The sequence below is a fragment of the Frondihabitans peucedani genome, assembly GCF_039537585.1.
Taxonomy (GTDB): Bacteria; Actinomycetota; Actinomycetes; order Actinomycetales; family Microbacteriaceae; genus Frondihabitans; species Frondihabitans peucedani.
The window spans coordinates 500,024-523,869 of the sequence record NZ_BAABAU010000004.1; the positions used below are offsets into that span (position 1 = coordinate 500,024).

The window sequence follows — 23,846 nt, forward strand, 5'->3', positions numbered from 1 at the left end:
ACGGGCAGCATCCGGGCCGAGCTCACACCCGCCTCACGCCGACGCCCACGGCTCCTCCGAGATCGTCACGGCCTCTCCGGACGCCGCGGCCTCGTTCAGGGCGAGTCCGACGTGGTGGTCGTGCAGGCCCTCGGCGAGCGGGTACGGAGCCGGGCCCTCGTCGCGGGTCCAGGCTCCGACGCGGTCGAGCAGCACCGCGACGCCGATGTCGTCGTCCATGAGGCGTCCGCCCTCGAACTCGTTGCGGAAGGCGACGCGGCCCTCGAAGGTCAGGTGCTGCAGGTCGGCGCCCTCGTAGTTCATCCCGTGTCCGCTGACGACGCGCTCGATGCGGGAGACGACCGGGGTGACCGGATCGGCCATCCTGACCACCGTCTCGTCGTCGATCTCGCCCTTCGACCCGCGGATGCGCAGGTGGTCGGGGCGGAGCGGGTTCCACCACTGGTTGTCGGTGAAGTCGTAGAGGCCCGACCTGCCCTGACCGAAGTCGAGCGTCGACAGGATCGTCGTCGCCTCCTTCTCGTCGGTGGCGCCCGTCCAGCCGTCGGGCGTGATCGGATCGATCAGCGGTGCCCCGAAGGTCCGGCTCGTGACGGTGACGGGCCCCGGGGCGACGTCGAGGAACGACCGCATCATGGCGACCGCGTGATAGAGGTGCGTCGAGCTCACGTGGACCGAGGTCGGCGTCCCGATGACGCCCTCGCGCACGAGATTCAGTCGCGCGGCGTGCAGGGGCATCAGGGCGTACTGCTCGGCGACCTGCACGAGTCCCGCCGATCCGATGTCGGCCCAGAGGGAGCGCATGGCGTCGAGGTCGGGAGCCGGCGGGGTCTCGGTGAGCACCGGGATCCTGCGGTCCACGAGCGTGCGGATCAGCTCGGGCGTCACGCCCCACGGGACGCTCACGATGACGAAGTCGGGGCGCTCCGCGGCGAGGGTCTCGTCGAGGGTGCGGAACGTGGGCACGGCGAAGTCCCGCTCGATATCCGCGCCCGCCTCCGGGCGGCGGGCGAGGACGCCGGTGACCCGGAAGCGCTGGGGCAGGTCGCGGGCGAGTCGGAGGAACACGCCGGCGCGCCAGCCGTTGCCCAGGATCGCGTAGGTGGTCGGGCGGCCGGGCTCGAGCCCCTTGGTGCGGACCGCGGCGGGGGCGGCGCCGAGGCCGCCGGGGGTGTCTGTCGTCATGGGAGGCCCTTCCTGGCTGTCCTCCCTGCTTACCGGGTCGGACGGGGGCCCGCACCCCGGAGAGGCAGCGGAACCCCCGAGCGCCGGGATTCGAGAGACGCTCGGGGGTTCCGCAGTCGGCAGAAGACGGCAGCAGGATCTCAGGCGGTCGGCGCCCCGAAGCCGTTCAGGCGGGCGAGCGTGGCGGGGTAGGCGCCGTTCGCCTCCGCGAATCGGAGCGGGTGCACGGCCTCGACCAGGATCTCCTGCGCGTCGGGCTGCGACTCGATCAGCGAGATCACCTCGTCGGCGAATGCGTCGAGCGGCATGCCGTGCGAGTCGGTCCCGGGCAGCAGGTCGGTCGCGACGGCCGGCGGCACCAGCTCGACGACGCGCACGGACGTGTCCTCGAGCTGCACGCGGATCGCCTCCGAGAGGTTGTGGATGCCGGCCTTGGTCGCGTCGTAGCTCGGCGTGATCGCCAGGGGGACGAAGGCGAGGCCGCTCGAGACCGTCATGATCGTCGCGGCGGGGCGGGTGCGGAGGTGGTCGACGAACTCGGCGATGAGGCGGATCGGGCCGAGCAGGTTCGTCGTGACGACCTCCTCGGCGTCGGCGAGGAAGCCCGCCGGCGAGTGCCAGTCCTCGCTCCGCATGATGCCCGCCATGGCGACCACCACGTTCAGCTCGGGGTGGGCGGCCAGCACGGTCGCGGAGGCCTCCCGGATGCTCTCGCGGTCGGCCATGTCGATGCGGACGGTGTCGAAGCCGTGCTCGGTCTCGAGCTGCGCGAGGAGCTCGGTGCGGCGACCGCCGATGACGACGGTGTTGCCGCGCTCCTGGAGGCGGATGGCGAGAGCGAGGCCGATGCCGCTCGTGGCGCCGGGGATGAAGACGGTGTTCCCTGTGATGTCCATGACTCGAGTCTCGGCTCGTGCGGCTGAGCGGACCAGGGCGCGGTCATCGGGGGATCCGCGGTCCCTGGTTGGGCCCTCAGCGGCGGACCATACTGACCAGGTGGACCGCACAGCCCTCGCCGACTTCCTCTCCCGGCACCGCGACGCCCTCCAGCCCGCCGACGTCGGGCTCTCCCCCGGCGCCCGTCGACGCGTGCCCGGGCTGAAACGCGAGGAGGTGGCGCTCCTCGCGGCGATGTCGACCGACTACTACGCGCGCCTCGAGCAGGGCCGCGGACCGCAGCCGAGCACGCAGATGCTCGCCGCGCTCGCCCGGGCCCTCCGGCTGACCGGCGTCGAGCGCGACTACCTCTACCGCATCGCCGGCCACTCGGCTCCCGACTCCGTCGCCGTGAGCGACCTCGTGTCGCCGTCGCTGCTGCGCGTGCTCGACCGGCTGAACGACACCCCGGCGCTGATCCTGTCGGCCCTCGGCGAGACCCTCGTGCAGAACGACTCGGCGCGCGCCCTGCTGGGCGACGTCAGCGGGTACTCCGGGCTCGAGCGCAGCAGCGTGCACCGGTGGTTCGTCCGGCCCGAGACCGAGCGGTGGCGCTACCCCGAGCAGGATCGCGACCGGGCCGGCCGCGCGCTGGTCTCGATCCTGCGCTCCGCGTACGGCTCTCTGGGGCCGCGGTCTCGCGCGGGCGAGATGGTCGGCGACCTCCTCGAGCGGAGCGCGGAGTTCCGGGAGATCTGGGAGCGGCACGAGGTGGCGCGCCGCTTCGAGGAGCACAAGACGCTGATCCACCCCGAGATCGGACCGATCGAGCTCGACTGCCAGGTGCTCTTCACGGAGGACCAGTCGCAGACGCTGCTCGTGCTCACGGCACCGCCTCGGAGCGAGTCCGACAGCAAGCTGCGGCTCCTCGCCGTGCTCGGGACGCAGACGATCGGCGAGGCGCGCTGACGCGGGCTGCTGCCCTGTTCGGCTAGCGGACGGCCAGCTCCGCCATCTCGGCGACGGTGCGGACGAGCCGCTCGGCGAGCTCGTCGCGCGAGGTGACGGACGGCCCGTGCAGGGCGACCATGAACGCGCTCATGACGAGGGCGACGGCGAGCCCGGCCGTCTCGGCGCCGATGCGGGCCTCGACGGCGGTGAGGATCTGGCCGCGGAACTCGTTCATCCACGCGTGCATCGTCGGGACGAGCTCGGGCCGGAGGTCCATGAGCTCCTTCATGCGGGCCCGGTCTTCCGGGAGGTCGATCGTCTGCGCGACGACCCGGCAGAGGTCGGGCACGATGCCGACGTCGCCCCGACGTGCGTGGAAGCTCTCGAGCACGTCGTCGCGGAGGACGGGCGAGGTCAGGCCGACGGCAGCGGCGGCCTTCGTCGAGAAGTAGTTGAAGAAGGTGCGGGTGGAGACGTCGGCCTCGGCGCAGATCTCCTCGACGGTGACGCCGGCGAGGCCGCGCTCGCGGACCAGCTCCATCGCCACCTCGTGGAGGAGCTGGCGGGTGCGCTGCTTCTTGCGCTCTCGGAGGGTCGAGGTGTCGGCGTCGGCGGTGACGCTCTCGTTCGAGATGTCTGGTGCGGTGGTGGTCACGGGGTTCTTCCGGGTGGGGGTGCGGTGGAAGCGCGGCCCGCCGCCGATGCGACGGGCCGCGCGCGACTCTACCGGCGCCGGGTCGGAACGGAGCCGGTGTTCGGGCCGGTCGGCGATCCTGCGACCGCTGCGGCACCCGCAGCCCGGGTCACGAGGTCGTCGTCGGCCGCGCTGCTGTCGGCCTGCTCCTGGAGCGCCGAGTTCTGGCGGAGCGGCGGCACCTTGAAGAACAGGGACAGGACGAAGGCGAGCAGGACCACGCCGAGGCCGACCCAGTAGATGCTCACGGCCGAGTCGTTGAACCCGGTCATGAACGGCTTGGTCAGACGAGCGTCGGCGCCGTTCAGGAACGACGTGTCGCTGGTGTCGCTCGCCGACGACGAGCCGGACGAGGTGCCCTTGTCGAGCTGCTTCACGAGCGACGGCACGACCTGGTCGACGTAGTGGCCGCGCTGAGCGGAGTCGGACCAGTCGACCGCGAGCCTGCCGTCGACGACGGAGGCGTCGGCCTGCTTCGCGGCGGCAGACAGAGCCTGCGCCTCGGCGTCCGGCTTGGCAGCGGCGACCTGCTGGTCGATGAGACCCTGCGCGGCGCTCGCGGGAACGGCACCGGCAGCGACCTGCGCCTGGATCGCCGCGGTGACCTTCTGGGTCACGGCCGTGTCGGCGGCCGTGGTCGCGGCGGCGGTGCCCTTGTCGAGGCCGGCCTGGACCTGGCTCTTGATCGGCTTCACGATCGGGTTCCAGATCTGCTTCATGACGCCGGCGTTCTGGCTCGACGACGCGACCGACGGGGTCAGCGCGGCGTCGAGGGCGCTGGTGAGGTCCTGCTTGTCGGCCATGGCGTGCAGGATGTTCGTGGGCATCAGCGAGAACAGGACCGACAGCAGCACCGCGGTGCCCAGGGTGCCGCCGATCTGCCGGAAGAACGTCGACGACGAGGTCGCCACGCCCATGTCGCGCGGCGAGACCGAGTTCTGCGAGGCGAGCGTGATGGTCTGCATCAGCTGACCGAGGCCCAGGCCGATGAAGAACATGCCGATCATCAGGAACCAGAGCGGCTTGTCGATCGTCATGAAGGTCAGGACGAAGAAGCCGATGGCCGTGAAGGCCGTGCCGATGACGGGGAAGATGCGGTAGCGGCCGGTCCGCGACACGATCTGGCCGGAGACGATCGAGGCGATCATGAGGCCGCCGATCATGGGCAGCGTGGCGAAGCCCGACTCGGTCGGGGTGAGGCCGGTGACGATCTGCAGGTAGAGCGGGATCGTGAGGAGCGCGCCGAACATGGCGAAGCCGACCAGGAAGCCGAGGAGCGTCGCCATCGAGAAGGTGCCCGAGCGGAACAGCTTCAGCGGGATGATCGCGTCGTCCTTCATCCGCGTCTCGGCGACGAGGAACGACACCAGGCCGGCGAGACCGATCACGTAGCAGGCGATCGCGAGCCCGGAGCCCCAGCCCCAGGTGCGGCCCTGCTCGGCGACGAGGAGGAGCGGAGCGAGCGTGACGATCACCGAGGTGGCGCCCCACCAGTCGATCCTGGGGGCCCGCTTCTCGCCGACCTTCGGGAGGTGCAGGAAGGCCAGGACCATCAGGAGGGCGGCGATGCCGATAGGAACGTTGACCAGGAACACCCAGCGCCACCCGGTGATGAACAGGATCTGGCTGGCTCCCGAGAAGAGTCCGCCGATCAGCGGCCCGATGACGCTCGAGATGCCGAAGACCGCCAGGAAGTAGCCCTGGTACTTGGCGCGCTCGCGCGGAGCGAGGATGTCGCCCATGATCGCCAGCGGCAGCGACATCAGGGCGCCGGCGCCGATGCCCTGGATCGCGCGGAAGCCGGCGAGCATGAGCATCGAGGTCGAGAACGACGACAGCAGCGAGCCGAGCACGAACACGACGATGCCGAAGATGTAGAGCGGGCGACGGCCGAAGAGGTCGGAAAGCTTCCCGTAGATCGGGGTCGCGATGGTCGACGTGATCAGGTAGGCGGTGGTGACCCAGGCCTGCTGGTCGAGACCGTGGAGGTCGTCGCCGATGGTGCGGATCGCGGTGCCGACGACGGTCTGGTCGAGGGCCGAGAGGAACATGCCGGCCATGAGGCCGTAGATGACCAGGAGGATCTGGCGGTGCGTCATGATCGGACGCTTCTCCCCCTCGGGAGCGGTCGCCGCGCGACCGGTGCGCACCTCGGTGGATGCCGTTGCTGTTGACATGGTGTTCTTTCTCGCGAGGACCGACAAGGGCCGAGCGCAGGATCACCTCGGGTGGCGACCGCGCGCGGCAAGATTGTGCAGGTCTGCAAGTTTACGCGATGCGCATGTCTGCATCAACGCAAAAGGACGACATTTTTCTCGAGGGTGACTTCCGTCCTTCGAGCGCTGGCTCAGGGACCCCACTGCTGCCAGGGTGGGCCCATGAGACATGCGCGGAGGATCGTCGCAGCAGCCGCCATGCTGGCGCTCGTCGTCGGGGCTCTCGCCGGATGCGCCACGCCAGCGGTCGACCGCGGAGGCTGCGTGCCGCGGTTCTCGATCGAGCCGGGGGTGGCACGCGTCGGCGACTCCCTCGAGTTCTCTTCCCGGGACGTCTGCGCGGTGGACGTGCCTCGCACTGGCTGGAGGGTTGCGATCCTCGTCCCCGGCAGCGCTGAGGCGCGGGCGACAGTCCGCTCGACAGAGACGTTCGACGGCTCCTGGACGGTGCGAATCGTCGTCCCGCCCGGCGTCCCGGCTGGTCAAGCGTCCGTCACGATCACCAACTGGGACTACTCGTCCTGCCCCGACGGCGCGAGCTGCGCGGGCCCGTCCGCGGAGTTCACCGTCGAGCGGTGAGGGCCTGCCTGTCGCAGCGACGATCCGACTGCCCCCTTGAACCGGCCTTCGAGCCGTCGCGACCCCGAGGAGCTGGGCGAGCGTGATGGCGCCGCTGGCCGATACTCACTTGTAGTACCCTTGGAACATCACGATCGGCCCGCTCGCCTTACGGCTCGGGCCGATTTTCTTTTCTCCGGGGAGGGCCGAGTGGAGTATGCCAAACCATGGCTCTCAATCGAAGACCAGGTTGAGGGGCTCTTTCGCCAGGGCGTGGACGTAGGCGATCGGAACGAGGCCGGCGCTCTTCTGCGCGAGGTCGGCTACTACCGGTTGACCGGGTATCTGTATCCGTTCCGGGAGTCTGAGCGATACGTCGATGACTTCGGGCGTGAACGTGTCCGCGTCCTCAACTCGTACAAGACCGGAGCTCGCCTCCAAGAGGCTGCTGATCTCATCCATTTCGATCGCCAATTGAGGCTGCTCGTACTCGAGGGCGTCGAACGGATCGAGATCGCGCTGCGCATGCGACTCGGGTATTCGCTAGGTAGGGCTTCGGCCTTCGCGCACGAGGACGCCTCCACGTTCGTATCAGCGTTCACGAGGGCGCAGGCGGATGGGAAAGGTACGCAGCTGGCGAGCCGTCACGAGATGTGGCTGCAACGAGTGCGAGAGAGGCAGAACAACTCAGACGAGGCCTTCGTAGCTCATTTCCGCTTCAAGTACGACGACAGGATGCCGATCTGGGCCCTGACCGAGGTTCTCGAACTTGGCCATGTCGCTCGCTTGTACGCAGGACTCCGGAACGACATCGCGACAGAGATCGCCGTGGCTTTCGGTGTCCCCACAAAGCAGCTCATGCAGAGTTGGATCGCCACGCTCAATTACGTCCGGAACCTGGCAGCCCATCACGCTCGACTGTTCAACCGCAAACTCGTAAGCGCGCCCAAGCGACCCAGGGGTGATTCAGTCCCACTCCTCGCTCACCTGACGCAGCGGGAAGCACCGAAGCAGTTCGGCTCATACAGTGCATTGGCGGTCATGGCGTATCTCATGGAGTCAGCACACCCTGGCCGTGACTGGTCCGTCCGCGTCGCTACGCTCCTCCGTGACTTCCCGACCACGAATCACCTCACTGTCGAGTCCCTAGGCGTCGCCGCGGGCTGGCTGGACGAAGACCTGTGGCGACGACGCGCCTGACTCGTGAGTCAGGCGCGTCGCCGCCAGTCAGGCAGAACGATCAGGCGTGGTGCACGGCCCGACGCCGACGGGTGAAGACGGTCAGCGCGATGCCCGCAGCGAGCAGGATGCCGGCGCCGGCGAAAGGGCCAGCCGCGTTCGAGCCGGTGAAGGCGAGTTCGGGCGCGGATCCTGCGCCGCCGGTCCCGGAGCCGGAGCCGACACCCGCGGGGGTGCCTCCACCCGGGACAGCTGCCACGGGACGAGGGGTGGTGACGACGGGGTTCCGGATGACCACGGTGTAGGTGGCGGTGTCAGGCGGGGTCGTGCCGTTGCTCGCCGTGATCGTGAAGGTGCTGGAGCCCGCGCGGGTCGGGGTGCCGGAGAGGACGCCGGTGGTCCCGTTCAGAGTGACGCCCGAGGGGAGGGTGCCGGTCGCGGTGTAGGTCGCGTCCGGAGTGCCGGTCGAGGTGACGGTCTGCTTGTAAGGGGTGCCGACCGTTCCGCCGGCCGGGGCGCTGGACGTGATGGTGGGCGACGTGGAGGACGTCCCCGCTGCCGGGCAGCCCGACGGTGCGGTCAGCGTGTTGGTGTCGAGGGTCACCGCGCCGGTGCGGGCGAGGAGCCGACCGACGATGCTGGCGCTCGTCTTGGCCGTGACGGACTGGTCGGCGAGGACCGTGCCCTGGAACCGGGCGGCGGTGTCGATGGTCGCGGAGCTGCCCACCTGCCAGAACACGTTGCACGCGCTCGCGCCGCCGGTGATGACGATCTGGGAGGCGGACCCGATGGTGAGGGTGGAGGCCGCCTGGAACACCCACACGGAGTCGGCTGTCCCGGCCAGGGTCAGGGCGCCGCCGGTCGAGAGCGCGAGAGCGCCTCCCGTGTAGACACCGGGCGTGAGCGACAGGCCGTTCAGCTCGGACAGGCCCTTGCGGGTCGGGGTGAGCGACGCGGCGACGTTGTACGCCGTGGTCGTGTCGCGCTGCGCCTGCAGTGCGGCGGCGTCGGTGCGGTGGATGGTCCCCTTCACGGAGCCGTTGGTGGTGCCGCCGAAACCGGTGATCGACGTGCCGGGCGAGAGACCGAGGTCGCCGCCGACCGTCGTCGGACCGGTGTTGGTGACGGTGCTGGCACCCAGGACGCTGTAGGTCTGGGCAGTGCCGAGGTTCACCGGGCCGTCGACGACGGTCGCGGCGGAGGCGGCGGAGCTCGCGCTGAGAGCGAGGACGGCAGCCAGTCCGATCCCTGTGGTGAGCAGGAGGGCGGTTCGAGTGGTTGAAGAGGTGGACGTGGCCATCAGCGGCCCCTGTCTGAGAGGGAGAGGCACTTGTGAGACGTCGTAGACGCTTGCGTGATCCCCGGTCTTGGCAGTATGCGCTCCACGGTGCCCGGCGCCTAGGCATCTCCCCGAAGTGGGGGGTCGAACCTGGCAGAGTGCCTGGCTCCCGGGAGAAGTGCCCGGGAAGGCGTCTACTTGCACCAGCCGATCAGGCCCGTGGGAGGGCCGGATACAGGGTCCTCCGGGATCTCGGCCGAGTGATGAGAAGCGATTCGGGTCGCGCTCGTCGTTCTCGCTCAGAGGGTCTTCGGGTCGATCTCTGAGCGGCGCCACGGTCGCCGGCATGAACACGCTGCCGGCCTCCGGGGCTTCGACCCGCACTCCCCCGACTTCGACCCGCCCTCCCCCGACCTCGAGAGGGCCTCGGCAGGATCCGCCATCCGCTGCGGACAGGACTACCGTTCCGGGCACGGGCGACAGCCGCCTCGCGGAAGGTGCGGATGAGCGACCAGCGACGACGAGAGCTCGGCGAGTCCGACGGGCCAGTCGAGGACGACCTTCAGGACTCCTTCGACACCACGGTCGGCGAGGGAGCGGAACGCCTCCACCGACCCCTGCGGATAACGCTCATCACCGGTTTCTTCGGCGGACTCGAGGTGGGTCTCGGGATCATGGCCCTCCTCGCGGTCCTGGACGAGACCGGCAGTCACCTGCTGGCGGGCCTCGCCTTCAGCATCGGCTTCATCGCGCTGCTGCTGGCCCACTCGGAGCTGTTCACCGAGAACTTCCTCGTGCCGATCGCCGCCCTGGTGGCTCGGGAGGGCTCCTTCGGCCAGCTCGTCAAGCTGTGGGCGGGGACCCTCCTCGCCAACCTCGTCGGCGGCTGGATCTTCATGTGGTTCGTGGTCCAGGCGTTCCCGCAGTGGCACGAGCTCCTGTCGACGTCGGCCCACCACTTCGTCGACGCGCCCTTCTCGCTCCAGTCCGTGATCCTCGCCGTCCTCGGCGGGAGCACCATCACCCTGATGACCCGCATGCAGCAGGGGACCGACTCCGACACGGCGAAGATCGTCGCCGCCGTCGCGGGCGCGTTCCTCCTCGGCGGACTCCAGCTGTTCCACTCGATCCTGGACTCGCTGCTCATCTTCGGTGCGATCCAGGCCGGTGCCGACATCGACTACGGGCAGTGGCTCGGCTGGTTCGGCTACACGCTGCTGTTCAACATCCTCGGGGGCCTGGTGCTGGTGACCGCCCTGCGGCTCGTCCGCACGAAAGAGCTGCTCGACGACAAGCTGGAGGACGACCAGCAGGCGGGCGACCAGCAGGCGAGCGACGCCCGATCCTGACCGCCTGTTGTACCCGGGCGGTCAGCGGCCGCACACCGGTCGGCGCGTAGGACGGGAAGCGTCCACGGGATCGACCGGGGGCATGACGAATCGGAGAGAACACATGGCACACGGAGTCGCAACCGTCTGGGTCCCCGTCACCGACATGAAGCGGGCGGTCGCGTTCTACCGCGACACCCTGCAGCTCGAGGTGAAGAGCGAGGACACCGACTGGTCGGAGCTCGACGCCGGCGGCCTGATGATCGGCCTCAACGGGCGCGAGGACGCAGCGGTCTCGTCGTCGGGTGGAGCGGTCATCTCGTTCCAGCCGGACGGCAGCATCGAGGACGAGCTCGAGACGCTGAAGAGCCGGGGCGCAGACATCCAGGGTGAGATCAGCGAGCACCCGTGGGGCCGGATCCTGCCCTTCAAGGACACCGAGGGCAACGACCTGCAGCTGTACTCGCCGCCCAAGGCCTGAGGCAGAGGCGGCCTGAGCCCGACGGTGGCTGAGGTCGACCCGGGCTCAGCACGTCGGGCCGGACCGACACGACGTCGCCGGTGGCAGAAGCCACCGGCGACGAGCGTGATGTGGAACGGTCAGGCAGTCGCCTGGACGGCGAGCTCGCGAGCCGGAGCGAAGAAGTCGGCGTAGCTGGGGCCGTCGGTGGCGATGCCGGCAGGGCGGAAGCCTGCGGGGCGGATCTCAGCGACCGGGCTGACGACGGACGCGGCACTCGCGAGCGGTGTGGCGCGTGCCTGCCCGAGAGCCTGGAGCTCGGCATCGTTCATGAAGCCGCGGCGGCGCTTCGGGTAGGCGTGGATCTTGACCGGGGCGACGCCCTCGGCGCGGAGGTACGCGCTCATGCCGCGTCCGCCGAGGGGGCGTCGAAGAGCTCGGAGAGGTCCATGGGCTGGGTGTCCTCGAGCCAGAGGTCGGAGGGTCGTGCGCCGGCCGCGCGGAGCGGGGCGTGAGCGCGATTTCGGGGTCGCGAAGTAGACATCGGTCGTCTCATTCCTGGTGGCCTGCACCACCTGAGTAATCACCTGTCGAGCAGCGGCCCCGCCGTGAATCGGGGCCTCAGCACCGCCGTGAATCGGTGCCGATGCGATTATGCACCCAATCGCTAGTTGATCTAACTAGCTGCCTCCGGAGTGCGTTTTCGGGATACGGAACCTAGAGAGCCTGCGTCGGGACGTCGATGCCGGAGATGCGCGGCAGGGTGTCGAGCGTGCGTCCGGAGGCCGGGCGCCGCGACTCGAGCTGCTCGACGACGAGTGCCGCGAGGTCTTCCAGGTTGAGGAGGTCGTCGGCCGTCGTCTCGTGCGGGACGGTGTCCAGCACCGAGAGGGTTCCCAGCGTCGAGCCGTCGCTGCCGGTCAGGGGCACGCCGACGTAGAACCGGAGGCCGAGCGGCCCGGTGACGAGGTGGCTCTCGCGGACGCGCGGATCGACGAGACCGTCGTGGATGACCACGGGCACCGGTGACGGCGCCGAGCCGGGCGCGAGGCTGATCTGACGGGCGATGTCGGCGACCTGCTCTCCGAAGTACGAGCGGAACAGCGTTCGCTCGCCGTCGATGACGCTCACGACCGCGATCGGGGCGTGCAGGATGCGGGCGGCGAGCGCCGCCGCTCGCTGCAGCGCCTCGTCGGGGAACGCCGAGATGTTGTCCGGCGCGGTGTCGCCCCAGGTCTGCGCTCGCTCGTCCGCCTCCTCCAGGACCTGGTCGCGGTGACGGGCGCTCTCGGTGATGACGACCTGGCGGAGCAGTGCGACGAGCTCTCCGTCGACGGGACGCGCCGCAGGATCCTGGGCGGTCATCGCGGCGAGGGCGTGACGCCAGTTCTCGGGCAGCTCCGGCGGGATCACGGGGTCGCGACTCAGTCGCGCGATCGCCGACTCGACGAGCGATCCCGGGAACTCCGTGCGCCTCGTGAAGCACTGCAGGAGGACGAGCCCCAGCGAGTAGACGTCGCTGGCCTTGCCGACCTCGCCGCCGCGAGCCTGCTCTGGGCTGAGGAACGCCGCCGTCCCGGTGGTGACTCCCTCGGCCGTGAGGCGCTCGACGTCCTCGGCCAGGGCGATCCCGAAGTCGGTGAGCTTCGCGCGGGCCCGCTTGGTGTTGTCGCCGTAGTCGACGAGCAGGATGTTGGACGGCTTGATGTCGCGGTGGACGACGCCGTGGGAGTGGATGTAGTCGAGGGCCTCGGCGAGGTCGTAGCCGATCTCGCCGATGTGGCGGGAGGCGATCGGGCCGGCCGTGATGCGGTCGGCGAGGTCCTGACCGGTGACGAGCGCCATCACGAGGAACCGCTCGAGGCCGGCGGTCGTCTCGGTCGTGCCGGCGTCGAGGAGGTTCACGAGGCCGTGGTGGTCGAGCGATGCGAGGACGCCGAGCTCGGCCTCCTGACGGGCGGGATCGACCAGCCCCGCGTGGAACACCTTCACCGCGACGGGGCGGTCGAGGCTCTCGTCGTGGGCGCGGTAGACGACGGCCATGCCGCCGCGTCCGATGATCTCCTGCAGGCGGTAGCGGCCACCGAGGAGCGGACTGCTGCCCGTGGTGGTGGCGCCGATGACGGTGGACACAGAGGGTTCCTCGTTCTCGCCCACCGCAGGCTGCTCGGGTGACGGGTGCTCGTGATGCAGGGGCGGCACGGGTGCCGTTCGGGAGTTCGACGACGGTCCGGGTCGGTCATTCCCGGTGGCGCCCGCCGACATCCCCCTGCCGGCGACGAGCGTATCCGTGCTGTCTGAGACGACTGTAGTCATCTCCCTGCGCTCTGTACCCCGCGAACCCGACCGGAGTTGTCTAGACGGATGCCCACTCTCTCCGGAATCGATCACGTCGCCCTCACGGTGCGCGACCTCGACGCGAGCGCCGCCTTCTACGAGCGGCTGTTCGGCTTCCCCCCGATCGGCGGGATCGAGGGCGACGGCCTGACGCGCCGCCTGTTCCGCCTGCCCTCCGGCACGAACATCGGCCTCACGGTCCACGACCGCGGGACCGACGGACGGTTCGACCCGTTCACCCCCGGCCTCGACCATCTCGGGTTCGCCGTCGACGGGATCGACGATCTCCGCGAGTGGCAGGCCCACCTCGACGACAGAGGGATCGCGAACTCGGGCCTCGTCGAGGCGTCGTACGGCACCGCGCTCAGCGTGAAGGACCCGGACGGCGTCGCCCTCGAGTTCTTCGTCGGAGCCGAGTCGTGAGCAGGATCCTCGTCACCGGCTCGACCGACGGCCTCGGTCGCCTGACGGCCGAGACCATGCAGGCAGCCGGCCACCAGGTCGTCGTCCACGCGCGCTCCGACGAGCGCGCCCAGAGCCTCAGGCCCCTGCTCGCGGGCGGGGCCGAGGTGGTCGTCGGCGACTTCTCCGAACGGGACGCCGTGCTCAGGATCGCCGGAGCCCTCGGCCGCGGCCCCCGTCTCGACGCGGTGATCCACAACGTCGGCGTCTACGACGGCCCGGCGGTCCTGCCGGTCAACGTCGTCGCCCCCTACCTGCTGACCGCCCTCCTGCCGCTGCCCGAGCGCGTCGTGTTCCTCAGCAGCGGCATGCACCTGAGCGGTCGGGCCCGGCTCGACGGACTCGACTGGACCGGGCACCGCGCCGGGTCGTACTCCGACAGCAAGCTCTTCGTGACGACGCTCATGGCGGCCGTCGCCAGGCTGCACCCGGACGTCTTCAGCAACGCCGTCGACCCGGGCTGGGTCCCGACGAGGATGGGCGGCGCCGGCGCCTCCGACGACCTCGAGCTCGGCCACCGGACGCAGGAGTGGCTCGTCACGAGCACCGAGGCCGCAGCGCGCACGAGCGGCGGCTACTGGTACCACCGGGAGCTGCGGCAGCCGCACGCCTCGGTGCACGACACCGGCTTCCAGGACCGGCTGCTGGAGACGCTCGCCGAGCAGACCGGCATCGAGCTGCAGGCGTAGTCGGGCGGCGGGGCGGAGGCCGGTCGCGGGCGCCGGCCGGCTGGTACGCTCCCCGAATGTCCGCCCGGGAACACCTCCACGCCGACCTCGACATGGTCTCCGTCTTCGGGCCCCTCCGGGCCGAGGTCGTCGCGCGACTGCCGGAGAGCCTTGCGCGACACCTGGCCGCACCGGTCGGAGCGGGGCTGCGGCGGGCGCGGCGCCGCCCCGGATCCTGGTCCCGGCTCTCCGCCGCCGAGGCCCGGAGGCGCGCCGCCGACGCGGTCGTGACGGGCCCGGTCGACCTGCAGCCGGCCGCCCTGGCCCTCGCCGCGTTCGAGGGCGGCTATGCCGGGCTGCCCATCCGCATCGTCACGTCCGGCCTGCTGGTCGCGATCGTCATGCCCCACGACCTCTTCGACGGGGTGGACGCCTCGGCCCACGTGGCCCGCATCCTGGTCGACGCATCCGGTGCCCAGGCGGGCCCCGAGCCGCGACCGCTCGACCGCCTCCCCGTCTGGAACACCGCCCGAGCGGCCGGCCTCGTCGACCGCGAGGGCTTCCGCGCAGCGAGCCGCGCGCGCCAGGAGGCGGAGGCGACGACGGAGTGCCCGCCGCAGCTCCCGCACGGCGTCGGGGTCGATGCCGAGCACCGATCGAGGGGGCTTACGAGCATCGTGCTGGAGGCGCACGAGGTGGCCCGCATCCACCGGACCGTCTCCTCGCTCGACGCGAGTGCCTCTCCGGCAGGCCGTTCGACGTCGGGCATGCGGCTCGTGTCGCTCGTCCTCGAAGCCGTCCGCGAGGCCACCCCGGCGACCGTCGACCACCGGATCCGCATGCAGATCGACCTCCGCCGGTACGGGCGCCGGGGCTTCCGGATCGAGGGCCCCTTCTCGACGAACTACCCCGTGGGCACCCTCCGCACGGGCGACAGCAGTGCCGCAGGCCTCACGGCGTCCGTGGCCCGCGCGGTGACGTCGAAGGGTCCGCTGCAGGCTCTCCTCGGCAACCTGAAGGGGAGCGTCGCACTGCGGACGCGGCACCCTCTCCTCTCTAGGCAGCCGCTGACCGGCGTCGCCGCCCGCACCACCGTCGACCTCAACGTGTCGGTGCTGCCGAGCGGCCTCCCCGCCGAGGCCTGGGCGCCCGACGGCGTCCGAGTGAACGCGGCCATGCCGCTCCACCGGCTCTTCCCGGCCGATCCGTACGTGCAGATCGCGGAGCTCGGCGACCGCGTCGTCGTGGCGCTCTGGGACGAGGTCGGTGCGGTCGACGGACCGGCGTTCGAGGCGGCCCTCCGCCGGGCCGTCGACACCCGGGTCGAGCGGCGCACCTCACTCACCTGAGCTCAGTCACCGGCGCGCGCAATGCCCAGATGAGGGGCCGGACAGGTGCGGCTGCCCGGAGTGGACTCGGACGAGAGCACCGCGGAGAGCCTGCGGTCGGCGGACGGGCGCGATCCCGGCCGCTCGGATCGGACAGCCATGGCACCGCCCCCGGAGCGCGAAGCCGCACCCGCGGCGCGCCCGTGCCCCGCGTGCGGGAGCCGGACGCGGAAGGAGCTCAACCGCTTCTACGGCACCGCGCTGTCGGTGCACCGGGTGCTGCTCGTCTGCACGAGGTGCCCGTGGGTCGGCTTCGAGCCGACGCCGCCCCGCATCGAGCAGGGCGGGCGCTAGCCTGCGGGCGACGGAGTCGGCTCAACCGGCTCCGGGCAGGCTGACCTCGACGACGCCGTCGACGATGCGGGTGTCGAAGCGGGGCTGCGGCGCGGTCGCCGGGCCGTGGACGACCTCGCCGGTGCGGATCGAGAACTCGGAGCCGTGCCACGGGCAGGCGATGCAGGCGTCGGCCCCGGAGCCCTTCACGTCGCCGTCCGAGAGCGGCCCCGAGAGGTGGCTGCAGACGTTCGACAGCACGTCGACACCCTCGCCGCGACGGAGGGCGAACAGCGGGACCCCGCCGACCTGCATGCTCGTGGGCTCGCCGTCGGTGAGGCTGTCGAGCCTGGCCAGGCGGTGCCAGCCCGTGGGGAACAGGTGCGGGACGTCCTCGGCGTGGTTCGCACCGGCGGCCTGCCGGTAGCTGAGGTGGCCGCCGATGAAGCCCGAGGCGGAGACGACGGCGAGCCCGGCGAGCGCCAGGAGCTTGCCGCTGCCGCCCGAGCGGCGCTTCGCGTACGACGCCAGGTAGAAGCCCGACGCGACGACGTTGGCGGCGGCGTGCACGAGGCCGACGCGCTTCTGCTGCTCGTGGAGCTCCGACCAGTCGGTGAAGCCCGACGCGACGGCGGGCCCGACTCCGAGGAGGCCGGCGCCGACGAGGGTCTGGGCGGCCCTGTTGCGGCCGGGCACGATGTCGAGGATCGCGACCGACGTCCAGGCGCCGATGGGGATCATGACGGCGACCGGGTGCAGCGGGTGACCCGCGGGCACGCCGTGCAGGAGGTCGCGCAGCGACCGAGGCCGGATGACCGCGTTGACGACGCTCGTGACCCGGTCGGCGAGCGGGTCGAGCCCCGCCGCGTTCTCGAGACGGTCCAGCAGCTTGACGACCCTGAGTTCTCTCATGGTCGCACGCAACCACCGCGCGCCGACGGAGGGCCGAAGTCAGGTGCGGGATAGACAGGATCGTCGAGGTGCGGTAGGCACCGGATCCTGCGCTCGACCGCTACTCGAGCGCGTCGCCGCCCTCTTCGTCTTCGACCTTCGTCTCGTCCATGCGGTCGCGGAGGTGGTCGGCCATGCTCTCGGCACCCTCGTCACCGTGGTCGTGCTCGACCTGCTCGATGAGGCCCGACAGCTTCTCGCTGTTGGTGGCCTCTTCGCTGCCTTCCATCATGGGGTGCGTCTGCTCGTTGTCGCTCATGGGGTCGACGCTACCCCGGCTGTGCCTGGAACCAGCCCATCACCTGGCGGAGCGCGAGGAGGGTGCCGCCGCCGGTGCGGCGTCCGGCGATGTCGTCGAAGGTGGTGCGGTAGCCGGGGATGTCGTCGGCCTCGTGCTCGGCGACGGGCCGGTAGCCCATCGTCCACTCGGGGAACCGGCGCTCGGAGACGACCTCCTCGAGGAGGGTGGTTACGTCGCTGTGCCGGTCGTCGGCGGCGATGACCGCCATCTTCGCGCGGACGGCGTCGTAGTCGCCCTCGAGCACCTGCAGGAAGTGCCCGTCGCGGTACAGCAGCATGCCCGTCACGCCGTCGGAGCTGTTGTTCGTCCGGCTGAGGGTGAGGAGGTCGGCCAGGCTCTGGTCGTCGAAGGGCGTCGTGGCGACGCTGGAGTAGATGATCGACAGCATGGGAGACCTCTCGTCGTGGACGGCGACTCCCCATCGTGGCACTCGCTCCTGCGGACGCGGCCAGGGTGGGGCACACGGGGTGCCGGCGGTGCGTTCTTCAGCATTCCTGAAGCGAGCTCGAAGCGCATTTCGAGGCATCCGCGACGCCTCAGAGTTATCTTCTTCGTGTCTCGAGCGAGCCGGCTCGGGGCTTCAGAACTCCACACGCGACAACCGAAAGGGGACTCTTCATCATGGCCATGTCTTTCGATCCTTTCACCGAGCTCGACCGTCTCACCGGGACGCTGCTCAGCGGCCGACAGGGGCCGAAGTTCATGCCCGTCGACCTCTACCGCGACGGCGACCAGTACGTCCTGAACGCCGACATGCCGGGCATCGACCCCGGCTCGGTCGACATCGACGTCGACGGCCAGCTGCTCACCATCCGAGCCAACCGCACGCCCGACACCCGCGAGAACGCCAAGTGGCTCGCGCAGGAGCGGCCGCACGGCTCGTACCTCCGCCAGTTCAGCGTCGGCGAGGGCATCGACTCCGAGCGGATCACCGCGCACTACGACAACGGCGTGCTGTCGGTGGTCATGCCCGTGAGCGAGAAGGCCAAGCCGCGCAGGATCGAGGTCACCTCGGGTCAGGCCTCCGAGCAGCACGCCGTCGCGAGCTGACCGGAGCGGGCGTCATGTCGCGCCTGATCGAGCAGGTCGTGCCGGAGCTCGTGCCTGAGCTGGTGCCGACGGCGGCCGAGGTCGAGGCTGTCCTCGACGAGGCGGAGGCGATCCTGCTGCAGGCCGAGGGGGCAGGCGCGGGCGGCGGCCGCGACGGGCTGACGGGTGTGGTCGCGCAGGATCCTGCGGGCACCCGATCGGCCACGACGGCCACCGCCTGCCTCCCGCTCTCCGGCCCGTGGCGCTCGTCCGCTCGCACGCCGGCAGGGCTCTCTGATCGCGGCGGGCGGTACCGCAGCGACGCCTTCCCGTGGGCGCGATCACCCCCGTCCTGAGGGTCGTGGCCCTTGTTCTGGGGGTCACGACACGCGCGTCCGCACTTTGGAGGACACGTACAGTTGCATCACGACCGAGCATCCGGTCCGGATGGCGCCCGAATCGCCATCCGGATCGGCGGTCCGCATCACAGCCCCTTTCCCCGAGGGGGTGCGACTCGACCCGACGACTCGGCTGCCCTGCCGAGTCGTCGGGCGGTTGAACTCGGCGACGGCACCGCGGGTGCCTGTCGATAAGTCGGGGCACCAGAAAGCAGTCTCGCCGTGATCACCACGAACCGCCGCTACGCCCGTCTCGTCCACGAGCTCTTCGCCCAGGCTCCCGCCCTGCGCCCCCGCGTCCTGTCGCTCTCCCGCTCCGAGGCCGACCGCTGGGGCTCGCCGCGCCGGGTCGTCACGGCCACTCTCGGAGCCGACCTCGTCGGTGTCATCTGGTTCGAGAACCAGGTCTGGCACACGGGCCGCGTCAACCTCGAGGACGGCGTCGCCACCCTCTCGCCGACCCGCGTCCACGCTGCCACGGTCGACCCGGTCAACGCGCTCTTCCGTCTCGCGTCGGGCGAGTCTTCCGTCGGTGCGCGCGACTCCACCACCGAATCGGCTGTCGCCGCCTTTCCCACGACGCGCCGTCGTCCTGCCGGTCTGGCCGGGGCGTTCGCGGCCTGATCCGACCCGACCCCTGTCCTACTCGAGGCCGGCGTCGCGACGGACCAGCGCCCGGGCGCAGCCGACGACGCCGTCCACGATCTCATCGCGGGTCCGCTCCTCCGCGCGCACGAGCACCGCGATCAGGTCGGCCCTCGTCGCGGCGAGGAGGACGTGCGCGGCGATGCCCGCATCGCCGCTGAAGCGCAGCTCCGTCAGGAGTGACGCGACGACCGCGTGGGTGGCCCGGTAGCCCTCGGCCGCGTAGGGGCTCGACGTGCCGCTCTCGTGCGCGAGGCTGAGAGCCACCGTCTCGATCTTCACGTCCACGATCGCCGCCAGCACGGCGCAGAGCCTCTCTGCCGGAGCAGCCGCGGGGCCGAGCGGCGGCGGGCCGGACTCGATCTCCTGCAACAGAGGCGTCGTCTTTGCCTCGACCAGGGCCCGGACGAGCCCGTCGCGGTCTCCGAAGCGCCGGAACAGTGTGCCCTTCCCGACGCTGGCCGCCGCCGCGATCTGGTCCATCGACACCTCGGAGGGCGTCGCCGCTCGCTCGAACAGCGTCCGGGCAGCGTCGAGCACCGCCCTCTCGTTCCTTCGAGCGTCCGACCTCAGCGCTGCCATCACTCTTCCTTCTTGCTTAAACGGACTAACGGTCCGTATGATCCGGACTATCAGTCCGATCGTAGAAGGGATCACCGCGTTGACCGAAGACCCGATCTCCGACCTCGAGGACGCTCTCCGCGCCTTCGCCGGCGGCGACGTCGAACGCTGGCTCGACGCATGCACCGACGACGTCGAGTTCGCCTTCCCGTTCGCCCCGGCGGGCCGGCCACGACTGCTCCGAGGACGCACCGAGGTGGGCGGCTACCTCCGCAGTGTCCTCGCGGCCGCTTCGGCACGCACCGTCCGCTCCCTCACCGTGCTCCGGACCGACGACCCCGACGTCGTGGTGATCGAGCTCACCGTGCGCGCACGCCATCCGGACCCGGCCGGCTCGTCCGTCGTCCGCGAAACGTCGTCCATCGCCGTCGTCGGGCTCCGAGAGGGCCGGGTGAGCTCCTACCGCGACTACTGGAACCCCCAGGGCGGCAGGATCGTCACGGAGGCGGACGCGTGACGGGGGTGCGGAGGGTGCTCGTCACGGGAGGAACCGGGACGACGGGCTCGCGCGTCGCGCGACTCCTCGTCGCGCAGGGCGTGACTCCGGTCGTCGCGAGCCGGAGTGGCGGCGGCGGGGGTTCCGGAGCGGAGACGGCCGCCTTCGACTGGAGCGACGAGGCGTCGACGATCCGAGTGCTCGAGCAGTCGCGCCCCGACGCCGTGTATCTGGTCGCACCGGCACGTGATCCTGAGCCCGTCGACGCGATGCGGCCGCTCCTCGCAGCCGCGAGGGGGCTCGGAGTCCGGCGCGCGGTGCTGCTCGGAGCCAAGCCCGTGTCCGCGGGCGACCCGGGCCTCGGTGCGGTCTACGACGTGGTCCGGGACTCGTTCGACGAGGCGGTGATCCTGCGCCCCACCTGGTTCCAACAGGACTTCGTCGCCGCGCACTACCTCGCTGCGATGGTCCGCGAGGGGGTGCTCCGGACGGCTTCGCTGAGCGGCAGGATCGCGTACATCGACGCGGACGACGTCGCGGCCGTCGCGGCGGCCGCCCTCACGGCGGAGGTGCCGCTCGCGGGCGAGCTGCTCCTCACCGGCCCGGAGGCGCTCTCGGGGGAGGAGACGGCCGCGATTCTGAGCCGGGAGCTGGGCCGCAGGATCGACGCCGAGCACGTCTCGGAGACGGCGCTCTCCGACGCTCTCGCTCGCACCCTGCCCCCGGCCCTCGCCGCAGCGCTGGCTCACGCCGACGCGACGTACACGGACACCGAGCCCACCGATGTCGTCGAACGCATCACCGGCAGGCTGCCTTTGTCGCTGGCCCGCTTCGTGCACGAAGCCCACTCCTCCGGGGTTCTTGACTGATCAGTCAAACGCGTCTAGCATTCAAGACTGATCAGTCAAGAACAAGGATGGAGCAGATCATGTGTGGAGCACTCGAGGGCCGTACGGCCCTGGTCACAGGTGGCACGTCGGGCATAGGACTCGCCGTCGTCCGGCGTCTCGTCGAAGAGGGAGCGCACGTCATCGTCACAGGACGACGCCAGTCGCAGCTCGACCAGGTCGCCGAAGAGCTCGGCGACCGGGTGACCGCGGTACGGGCAGACGCCTCCGAACCGGACGACGTCGCAGCGCTCTTCGATGTGGTCGCCGCGCGAGGTGCCGGGCTGGACGCCGTGCACGTCAACGCAGGACTCGGCGAGTTCAAGGCCCTGTCCGACGTCACGGCCGCCGACATCGACACGGCGTTCGCCACGAACGTCCGAGGAACCACCCTGACGGTCTCAGGCGCCGTCCCGTTCCTGAATGAAGGTGCCGCGATCGTCGTCACGGGCTCTACGGCGGCATCGGGCACTGAGCGCGACTTCGGCCTCTACGGGGGCTCGAAGGCGGCGGTGGCGGCCATGACCCGGACCTGGGCGGCCGAACTCGCTCCCCGGCGCGTGCGGATCAACACCGTCGTCCCCGGCCCGACGGAGACGCCCGGCCTCAAGGGCCTCGCGCCCGGCTCGGAAGACGCACTCCTGGAGCAGATCGCGAGCGGAATGCCGCTCGGCCGCCTGCTCCGCCCGGACGAGGTCGCCGCCGCGGTGCTTTTCCTGGTCTCGGATCAGAGCTCGGGCATGACCGGCAGCGAGGTCTTCGTCGACGGGGGCGCTTCGATCGCCTGAGGATTGAGGCCCGTCCGTCACAATGGACTCGGATCGACAGACCGCAGGGAAGGGAGTCGCGTGCCGAGACCTCGCACCTTCGACGAACGAGACGTCGTCGCGAGGGCCGGGCGGGCCTTCGCCGTCTCAGGTTACGCCGGCACCTCGCTCGACGATCTCCTGTCCGCGACCGGGCTGGCACGGCAGAGCCTCTACAACGCGTTCGGAGGCAAGAGAGAGCTATTCCTCCGCGCCTTCCTCAGCGATACCGCGGAGGCGGTCCAGACGGTCGAGGCCATCCGTCACGGCACCGACAGTCCGATCGGTCGGATCCGTGCGCACCTCGTCCGCACCGCTGTCGAGCACGGCTCCGGTCAGGCGCTGCCGTCCCTCTTCACCAAGGCCGCAGTGGAGCTGTCCGCGAGCGACCCGGCGGTGGCGACGGCGGTCGCGCAGGCCTTCTCCGCCCAGCAGGCCCACTACGCCGCGTGCATCCTGGAGGCCCAGTCGGCGGGCGAGGTCGACTCGGGCGCCGACGCCGAGGCGCTCGGAGCCTTCTTCTGCGCGCTGATCGAGGGCATGACGATGCTAGGTGGCTCGGGCGTCTCCCGAGCCGCTCTGAGCAGCATGGCGCTCACCGGCCTGGCTGCCATCCCCCTGACTGAGACGGGGCGGCAGAACCTCGGCACCCAGGACGGCGAGTGGGCGTGACCGCTGCGATCGCCGGACCACCCGCCGCGATCCGCACGGCCCGTACTAGGTTCAGCACAGCGAGAAGACCCGAATCCTCCTCGCGTTCGCCACCCAGGAGACCCGATGAACGACTTCCGCCCGCGACTCCAGAGCTCCTCCCTCGGAGTCCTGTTCGCCTTCCTCACCGTGCTCTACTTCATCGGCACCTACGGGTTCTCGCTCCTGGCTCACGATGCGCGACTCACCGTGCAGGACGCCCTCATCCGACTGGTATCGGCTGCCGTCTTCGGCGGTCTCATGACTGCGGTGTCTGCCAGGCAGCGCCGCCGCAGCGGGGGCGCCGAGAACGTCACCAGGATCAACCGGGCCCTCAAGACCGGCGTCGTCCCCGAAGACGCCGAACCCTCGATCTGGGTCTCCACGCTCGAGCGGCGGCGGCGGCAGAACCGGCAGGCTCGGTGGCTGAACCCGCTCGTGTTCGGTCTTTTCACCCTCCTGGGCGTCTACCTCTTCGCTCAGGAGCCGGGCGACCCGGTCGCGTGGATCCTCCTCGCCCTCTTCCTCGCGATGACGATCGTCTCGGTCGTCCTCGTCCCGCGGACGCTCCGGAGGATCGAGGCGCTCCTCGCGCAGCTCGAGAGCCGGCCGTCCGCCGGGCCGGGTCTCGTCGAGTGACCGAGGCGGAGCTCCCTCGGGCTACAAACCGGCACCTGTGGTGGCGCACGTCCTGGGCGGTCGGCATCGGCGCCGTCGTCGGCGGGGTGCTGACGATCCTGCTCATCCATCGCCACCCGCCGACTGTCCTCAGCGTGGTGGCGGGGGTGCTGACCGTCGGCGGGTACGCCGGTTTCTTCGCGATGTACCCCTCCAACGTGATCCGGGCCGACGAACTCCGCGTCCCTCTCGCGGGCAGGGATCGAACGACCCGACGGGCGATTCGGCGCGCGGTCTTCGCCCCTCAGGGGAAGACCGACCCGGCGCTCACCGCCGACGACCATCGACGGGCGGTGGAGTACGCCGATGCCTTCTGGCTGAACCAGCCCGTCCTCCTGGTGCACTCGCAGCTGCTCCTGGTCGGCGTGATCGGAACACAGCTCCTGCCCTCGTTCGGCGCTGACTCGTGGGACGTGTGGTTCCGCGTGATCTCGTTCACGATCCTGCCGGCCCTGATCGTCGCGGCATCGATCGTGGGGATCCTCCGCATCCGACGTGCCGCCGCGTTCTCACGGACACAGCGAGCCGCGACGACGCTTTAGCCGCACGA

30 protein-coding genes are annotated in these 23,846 nt (G+C 70.5%); 18 read left to right on the plus strand and 12 right to left on the minus strand.

Translation table 11 applies throughout. The annotated features are described in order from the left end of the window. Nucleotides 1–33: 33 nt before the first annotated feature. Together ABD733_RS15795 and ABD733_RS15800 are read right to left on the minus strand one after the other, a co-directional pair. Nucleotides 34–1,185, minus strand: coding sequence for a Gfo/Idh/MocA family protein (locus ABD733_RS15795; protein WP_344797933.1), 1,152 nt, complete (start codon nucleotides 1,183–1,185; stop codon nucleotides 34–36). A gap of 140 nt (nucleotides 1,186–1,325) precedes the next feature. Further along, nucleotides 1,326–2,081 (minus strand): SDR family oxidoreductase, encoded by a 756-nt coding sequence (locus ABD733_RS15800; protein WP_344797937.1) that lies wholly within the window; start codon nucleotides 2,079–2,081, stop codon nucleotides 1,326–1,328. A gap of 100 nt (nucleotides 2,082–2,181) precedes the next feature. On the opposite strand from ABD733_RS15800, the gene ABD733_RS15805 reads away from it, so the two are divergent. Next, the gene (locus ABD733_RS15805) at nucleotides 2,182–3,030 is read left to right on the plus strand and encodes an MmyB family transcriptional regulator (RefSeq protein WP_344797939.1); all 849 of its coding nucleotides are present in this window, start codon (nucleotides 2,182–2,184) and stop codon (nucleotides 3,028–3,030) included. A gap of 22 nt (nucleotides 3,031–3,052) precedes the next feature. Here the strand turns inward: ABD733_RS15805 and ABD733_RS15810 are convergent, their stop codons facing one another. Both ABD733_RS15810 and ABD733_RS15815 read right to left on the minus strand, forming a co-directional pair. After that, nucleotides 3,053–3,667, minus strand: a complete 615-nt coding sequence (locus ABD733_RS15810) for a TetR/AcrR family transcriptional regulator (protein WP_344797941.1) — start codon at nucleotides 3,665–3,667, stop codon at nucleotides 3,053–3,055. 68 nt (nucleotides 3,668–3,735) lie between these two features. Further along, nucleotides 3,736–5,883, minus strand: a complete 2,148-nt coding sequence (locus ABD733_RS15815; RefSeq protein WP_425552936.1) for an MDR family MFS transporter — start codon at nucleotides 5,881–5,883, stop codon at nucleotides 3,736–3,738. Between the two features lie 201 nt (nucleotides 5,884–6,084). Here ABD733_RS15815 and ABD733_RS15820 point away from each other — a divergent pair, with 201 nt between their 5' ends. Then, nucleotides 6,085–6,501, plus strand: a complete 417-nt coding sequence (locus ABD733_RS15820) for a hypothetical protein (protein WP_344797943.1) — start codon at nucleotides 6,085–6,087, stop codon at nucleotides 6,499–6,501. 189 nt (nucleotides 6,502–6,690) lie between these two features. Continuing rightward, nucleotides 6,691–7,680 carry an Abi family protein gene (locus tag ABD733_RS15825; protein WP_344797945.1) on the plus strand — a complete coding sequence of 330 codons (990 nt, stop codon included), beginning with the start codon at nucleotides 6,691–6,693 and terminating at the stop codon, nucleotides 7,678–7,680. 40 nt (nucleotides 7,681–7,720) lie between these two features. On the opposite strand, the gene ABD733_RS15830 is transcribed toward ABD733_RS15825, so the two are convergent. Further along, nucleotides 7,721–8,959 carry an ice-binding family protein gene (locus ABD733_RS15830; RefSeq protein ID WP_344797947.1) on the minus strand — a complete coding sequence of 413 codons (1,239 nt, stop codon included), beginning with the start codon at nucleotides 8,957–8,959 and terminating at the stop codon, nucleotides 7,721–7,723. Between the two features lie 482 nt (nucleotides 8,960–9,441). On the opposite strand from ABD733_RS15830, the gene ABD733_RS15835 reads away from it, so the two are divergent. Then, nucleotides 9,442–10,287 carry a formate/nitrite transporter family protein gene (locus ABD733_RS15835; protein ID WP_344797949.1) on the plus strand — a complete coding sequence of 282 codons (846 nt, stop codon included), beginning with the start codon at nucleotides 9,442–9,444 and terminating at the stop codon, nucleotides 10,285–10,287. Between the two features lie 103 nt (nucleotides 10,288–10,390). Continuing rightward, the gene (locus ABD733_RS15840; protein ID WP_344797951.1) at nucleotides 10,391–10,747 is read left to right on the plus strand and encodes a VOC family protein; all 357 of its coding nucleotides are present in this window, start codon (nucleotides 10,391–10,393) and stop codon (nucleotides 10,745–10,747) included. 119 nt (nucleotides 10,748–10,866) lie between these two features. Here ABD733_RS15840 and ABD733_RS15845 read toward each other — a convergent pair whose 3' ends face one another. The 3 genes from ABD733_RS15845 to ABD733_RS15855 form a co-directional block, all read right to left on the minus strand. Beyond that, on the minus strand, nucleotides 10,867–11,133 hold the full coding sequence (locus ABD733_RS15845) for a hypothetical protein (RefSeq protein ID WP_344797953.1): 267 nt from the start codon (nucleotides 11,131–11,133) through the stop codon (nucleotides 10,867–10,869). Further along, nucleotides 11,130–11,270, minus strand: a complete 141-nt coding sequence (locus ABD733_RS15850) for a hypothetical protein (protein ID WP_344797955.1) — start codon at nucleotides 11,268–11,270, stop codon at nucleotides 11,130–11,132. Before ABD733_RS15850 ends, ABD733_RS15845 begins: the two co-directional genes overlap by 4 nt. Before the next feature lie 173 nt (nucleotides 11,271–11,443). After that, a complete protein-coding gene (locus ABD733_RS15855; RefSeq protein ID WP_344797956.1) occupies nucleotides 11,444–12,859 on the minus strand; it encodes a serine/threonine-protein kinase in 1,416 nt (471 codons plus the stop codon). Nucleotides 12,860–13,090: 231 nt separating this feature from the next. On the opposite strand from ABD733_RS15855, the gene ABD733_RS15860 reads away from it, so the two are divergent. The 4 genes from ABD733_RS15860 to ABD733_RS15875 all read left to right on the plus strand — a co-directional run bounded on the left by ABD733_RS15860 (nucleotide 13,091) and on the right by ABD733_RS15875 (nucleotide 15,875). After that, nucleotides 13,091–13,486, plus strand: a complete 396-nt coding sequence (locus ABD733_RS15860) for a VOC family protein (RefSeq protein WP_344797957.1) — start codon at nucleotides 13,091–13,093, stop codon at nucleotides 13,484–13,486. Next, nucleotides 13,483–14,214 carry an SDR family NAD(P)-dependent oxidoreductase gene (locus tag ABD733_RS15865; protein ID WP_344797958.1) on the plus strand — a complete coding sequence of 244 codons (732 nt, stop codon included), beginning with the start codon at nucleotides 13,483–13,485 and terminating at the stop codon, nucleotides 14,212–14,214. The genes ABD733_RS15860 and ABD733_RS15865 overlap by 4 nt, the downstream gene beginning before the upstream one ends. A 56-nt stretch (nucleotides 14,215–14,270) precedes the next feature. Further along, on the plus strand, nucleotides 14,271–15,542 hold the full coding sequence (locus tag ABD733_RS15870) for a hypothetical protein (RefSeq protein WP_344797960.1): 1,272 nt from the start codon (nucleotides 14,271–14,273) through the stop codon (nucleotides 15,540–15,542). 138 nt (nucleotides 15,543–15,680) lie between these two features. Beyond that, nucleotides 15,681–15,875, plus strand: a complete 195-nt coding sequence (locus ABD733_RS15875) for a hypothetical protein (RefSeq protein WP_344797962.1) — start codon at nucleotides 15,681–15,683, stop codon at nucleotides 15,873–15,875. Between the two features lie 21 nt (nucleotides 15,876–15,896). Here the strand turns inward: ABD733_RS15875 and ABD733_RS15880 are convergent, their stop codons facing one another. The 3 genes from ABD733_RS15880 to ABD733_RS15890 all read right to left on the minus strand — a co-directional run bounded on the left by ABD733_RS15880 (nucleotide 15,897) and on the right by ABD733_RS15890 (nucleotide 17,494). After that, entirely contained in the window at nucleotides 15,897–16,766 is an 870-nt protein-coding gene (locus tag ABD733_RS15880) for a Rieske (2Fe-2S) protein (protein WP_344797963.1), read from the minus strand. A 100-nt stretch (nucleotides 16,767–16,866) separates the two neighbouring features. Beyond that, the gene (locus ABD733_RS15885; protein WP_344797964.1) at nucleotides 16,867–17,064 is read right to left on the minus strand and encodes a hypothetical protein; all 198 of its coding nucleotides are present in this window, start codon (nucleotides 17,062–17,064) and stop codon (nucleotides 16,867–16,869) included. A 10-nt stretch (nucleotides 17,065–17,074) separates the two neighbouring features. Continuing rightward, nucleotides 17,075–17,494: a BLUF domain-containing protein gene (locus tag ABD733_RS15890; protein WP_344797965.1), complete on the minus strand. Its 420-nt coding sequence runs from the start codon at nucleotides 17,492–17,494 to the stop codon at nucleotides 17,075–17,077. 233 nt (nucleotides 17,495–17,727) lie between these two features. Here ABD733_RS15890 and ABD733_RS15895 point away from each other — a divergent pair, with 233 nt between their 5' ends. From ABD733_RS15895 to ABD733_RS15905, 3 genes are all read left to right on the plus strand, one after another. Next, nucleotides 17,728–18,156, plus strand: a complete 429-nt coding sequence (locus tag ABD733_RS15895; RefSeq protein WP_344797967.1) for an Hsp20/alpha crystallin family protein — start codon at nucleotides 17,728–17,730, stop codon at nucleotides 18,154–18,156. 14 nt (nucleotides 18,157–18,170) lie between these two features. Further along, nucleotides 18,171–18,491, plus strand: coding sequence for a hypothetical protein (locus ABD733_RS15900; RefSeq protein WP_344797969.1), 321 nt, complete (start codon nucleotides 18,171–18,173; stop codon nucleotides 18,489–18,491). Nucleotides 18,492–18,755: 264 nt separating this feature from the next. Next, nucleotides 18,756–19,157: a hypothetical protein gene (locus ABD733_RS15905; protein WP_344797971.1), complete on the plus strand. Its 402-nt coding sequence runs from the start codon at nucleotides 18,756–18,758 to the stop codon at nucleotides 19,155–19,157. 18 nt (nucleotides 19,158–19,175) lie between these two features. On the opposite strand, the gene ABD733_RS15910 is transcribed toward ABD733_RS15905, so the two are convergent. After that, nucleotides 19,176–19,718: a TetR/AcrR family transcriptional regulator gene (locus tag ABD733_RS15910; protein WP_344797973.1), complete on the minus strand. Its 543-nt coding sequence runs from the start codon at nucleotides 19,716–19,718 to the stop codon at nucleotides 19,176–19,178. Nucleotides 19,719–19,839: 121 nt separating this feature from the next. On the opposite strand from ABD733_RS15910, the gene ABD733_RS15915 reads away from it, so the two are divergent. The 6 genes from ABD733_RS15915 (at nucleotide 19,840) to ABD733_RS15940 (ending at nucleotide 23,838) form a co-directional block, all read left to right on the plus strand. Beyond that, entirely contained in the window at nucleotides 19,840–20,256 is a 417-nt protein-coding gene (locus tag ABD733_RS15915) for a nuclear transport factor 2 family protein (RefSeq protein WP_344797975.1), read from the plus strand. Continuing rightward, nucleotides 20,253–21,104: an NAD-dependent epimerase/dehydratase family protein gene (locus ABD733_RS15920; RefSeq protein WP_344797977.1), complete on the plus strand. Its 852-nt coding sequence runs from the start codon at nucleotides 20,253–20,255 to the stop codon at nucleotides 21,102–21,104. Before ABD733_RS15915 ends, ABD733_RS15920 begins: the two co-directional genes overlap by 4 nt. 59 nt (nucleotides 21,105–21,163) lie before the next feature. Continuing rightward, nucleotides 21,164–21,910: an SDR family NAD(P)-dependent oxidoreductase gene (locus ABD733_RS15925; RefSeq protein ID WP_344797979.1), complete on the plus strand. Its 747-nt coding sequence runs from the start codon at nucleotides 21,164–21,166 to the stop codon at nucleotides 21,908–21,910. A gap of 60 nt (nucleotides 21,911–21,970) precedes the next feature. Further along, nucleotides 21,971–22,600, plus strand: coding sequence for a TetR/AcrR family transcriptional regulator (locus ABD733_RS15930; protein WP_344797980.1), 630 nt, complete (start codon nucleotides 21,971–21,973; stop codon nucleotides 22,598–22,600). 105 nt (nucleotides 22,601–22,705) lie between these two features. After that, nucleotides 22,706–23,257 (plus strand): hypothetical protein, encoded by a 552-nt coding sequence (locus ABD733_RS15935; RefSeq protein ID WP_344797982.1) that lies wholly within the window; start codon nucleotides 22,706–22,708, stop codon nucleotides 23,255–23,257. Next, nucleotides 23,254–23,838 (plus strand): hypothetical protein, encoded by a 585-nt coding sequence (locus ABD733_RS15940; protein WP_344797984.1) that lies wholly within the window; start codon nucleotides 23,254–23,256, stop codon nucleotides 23,836–23,838. The genes ABD733_RS15935 and ABD733_RS15940 overlap by 4 nt, the downstream gene beginning before the upstream one ends. Nucleotides 23,839–23,846 lie beyond the last annotated feature (8 nt).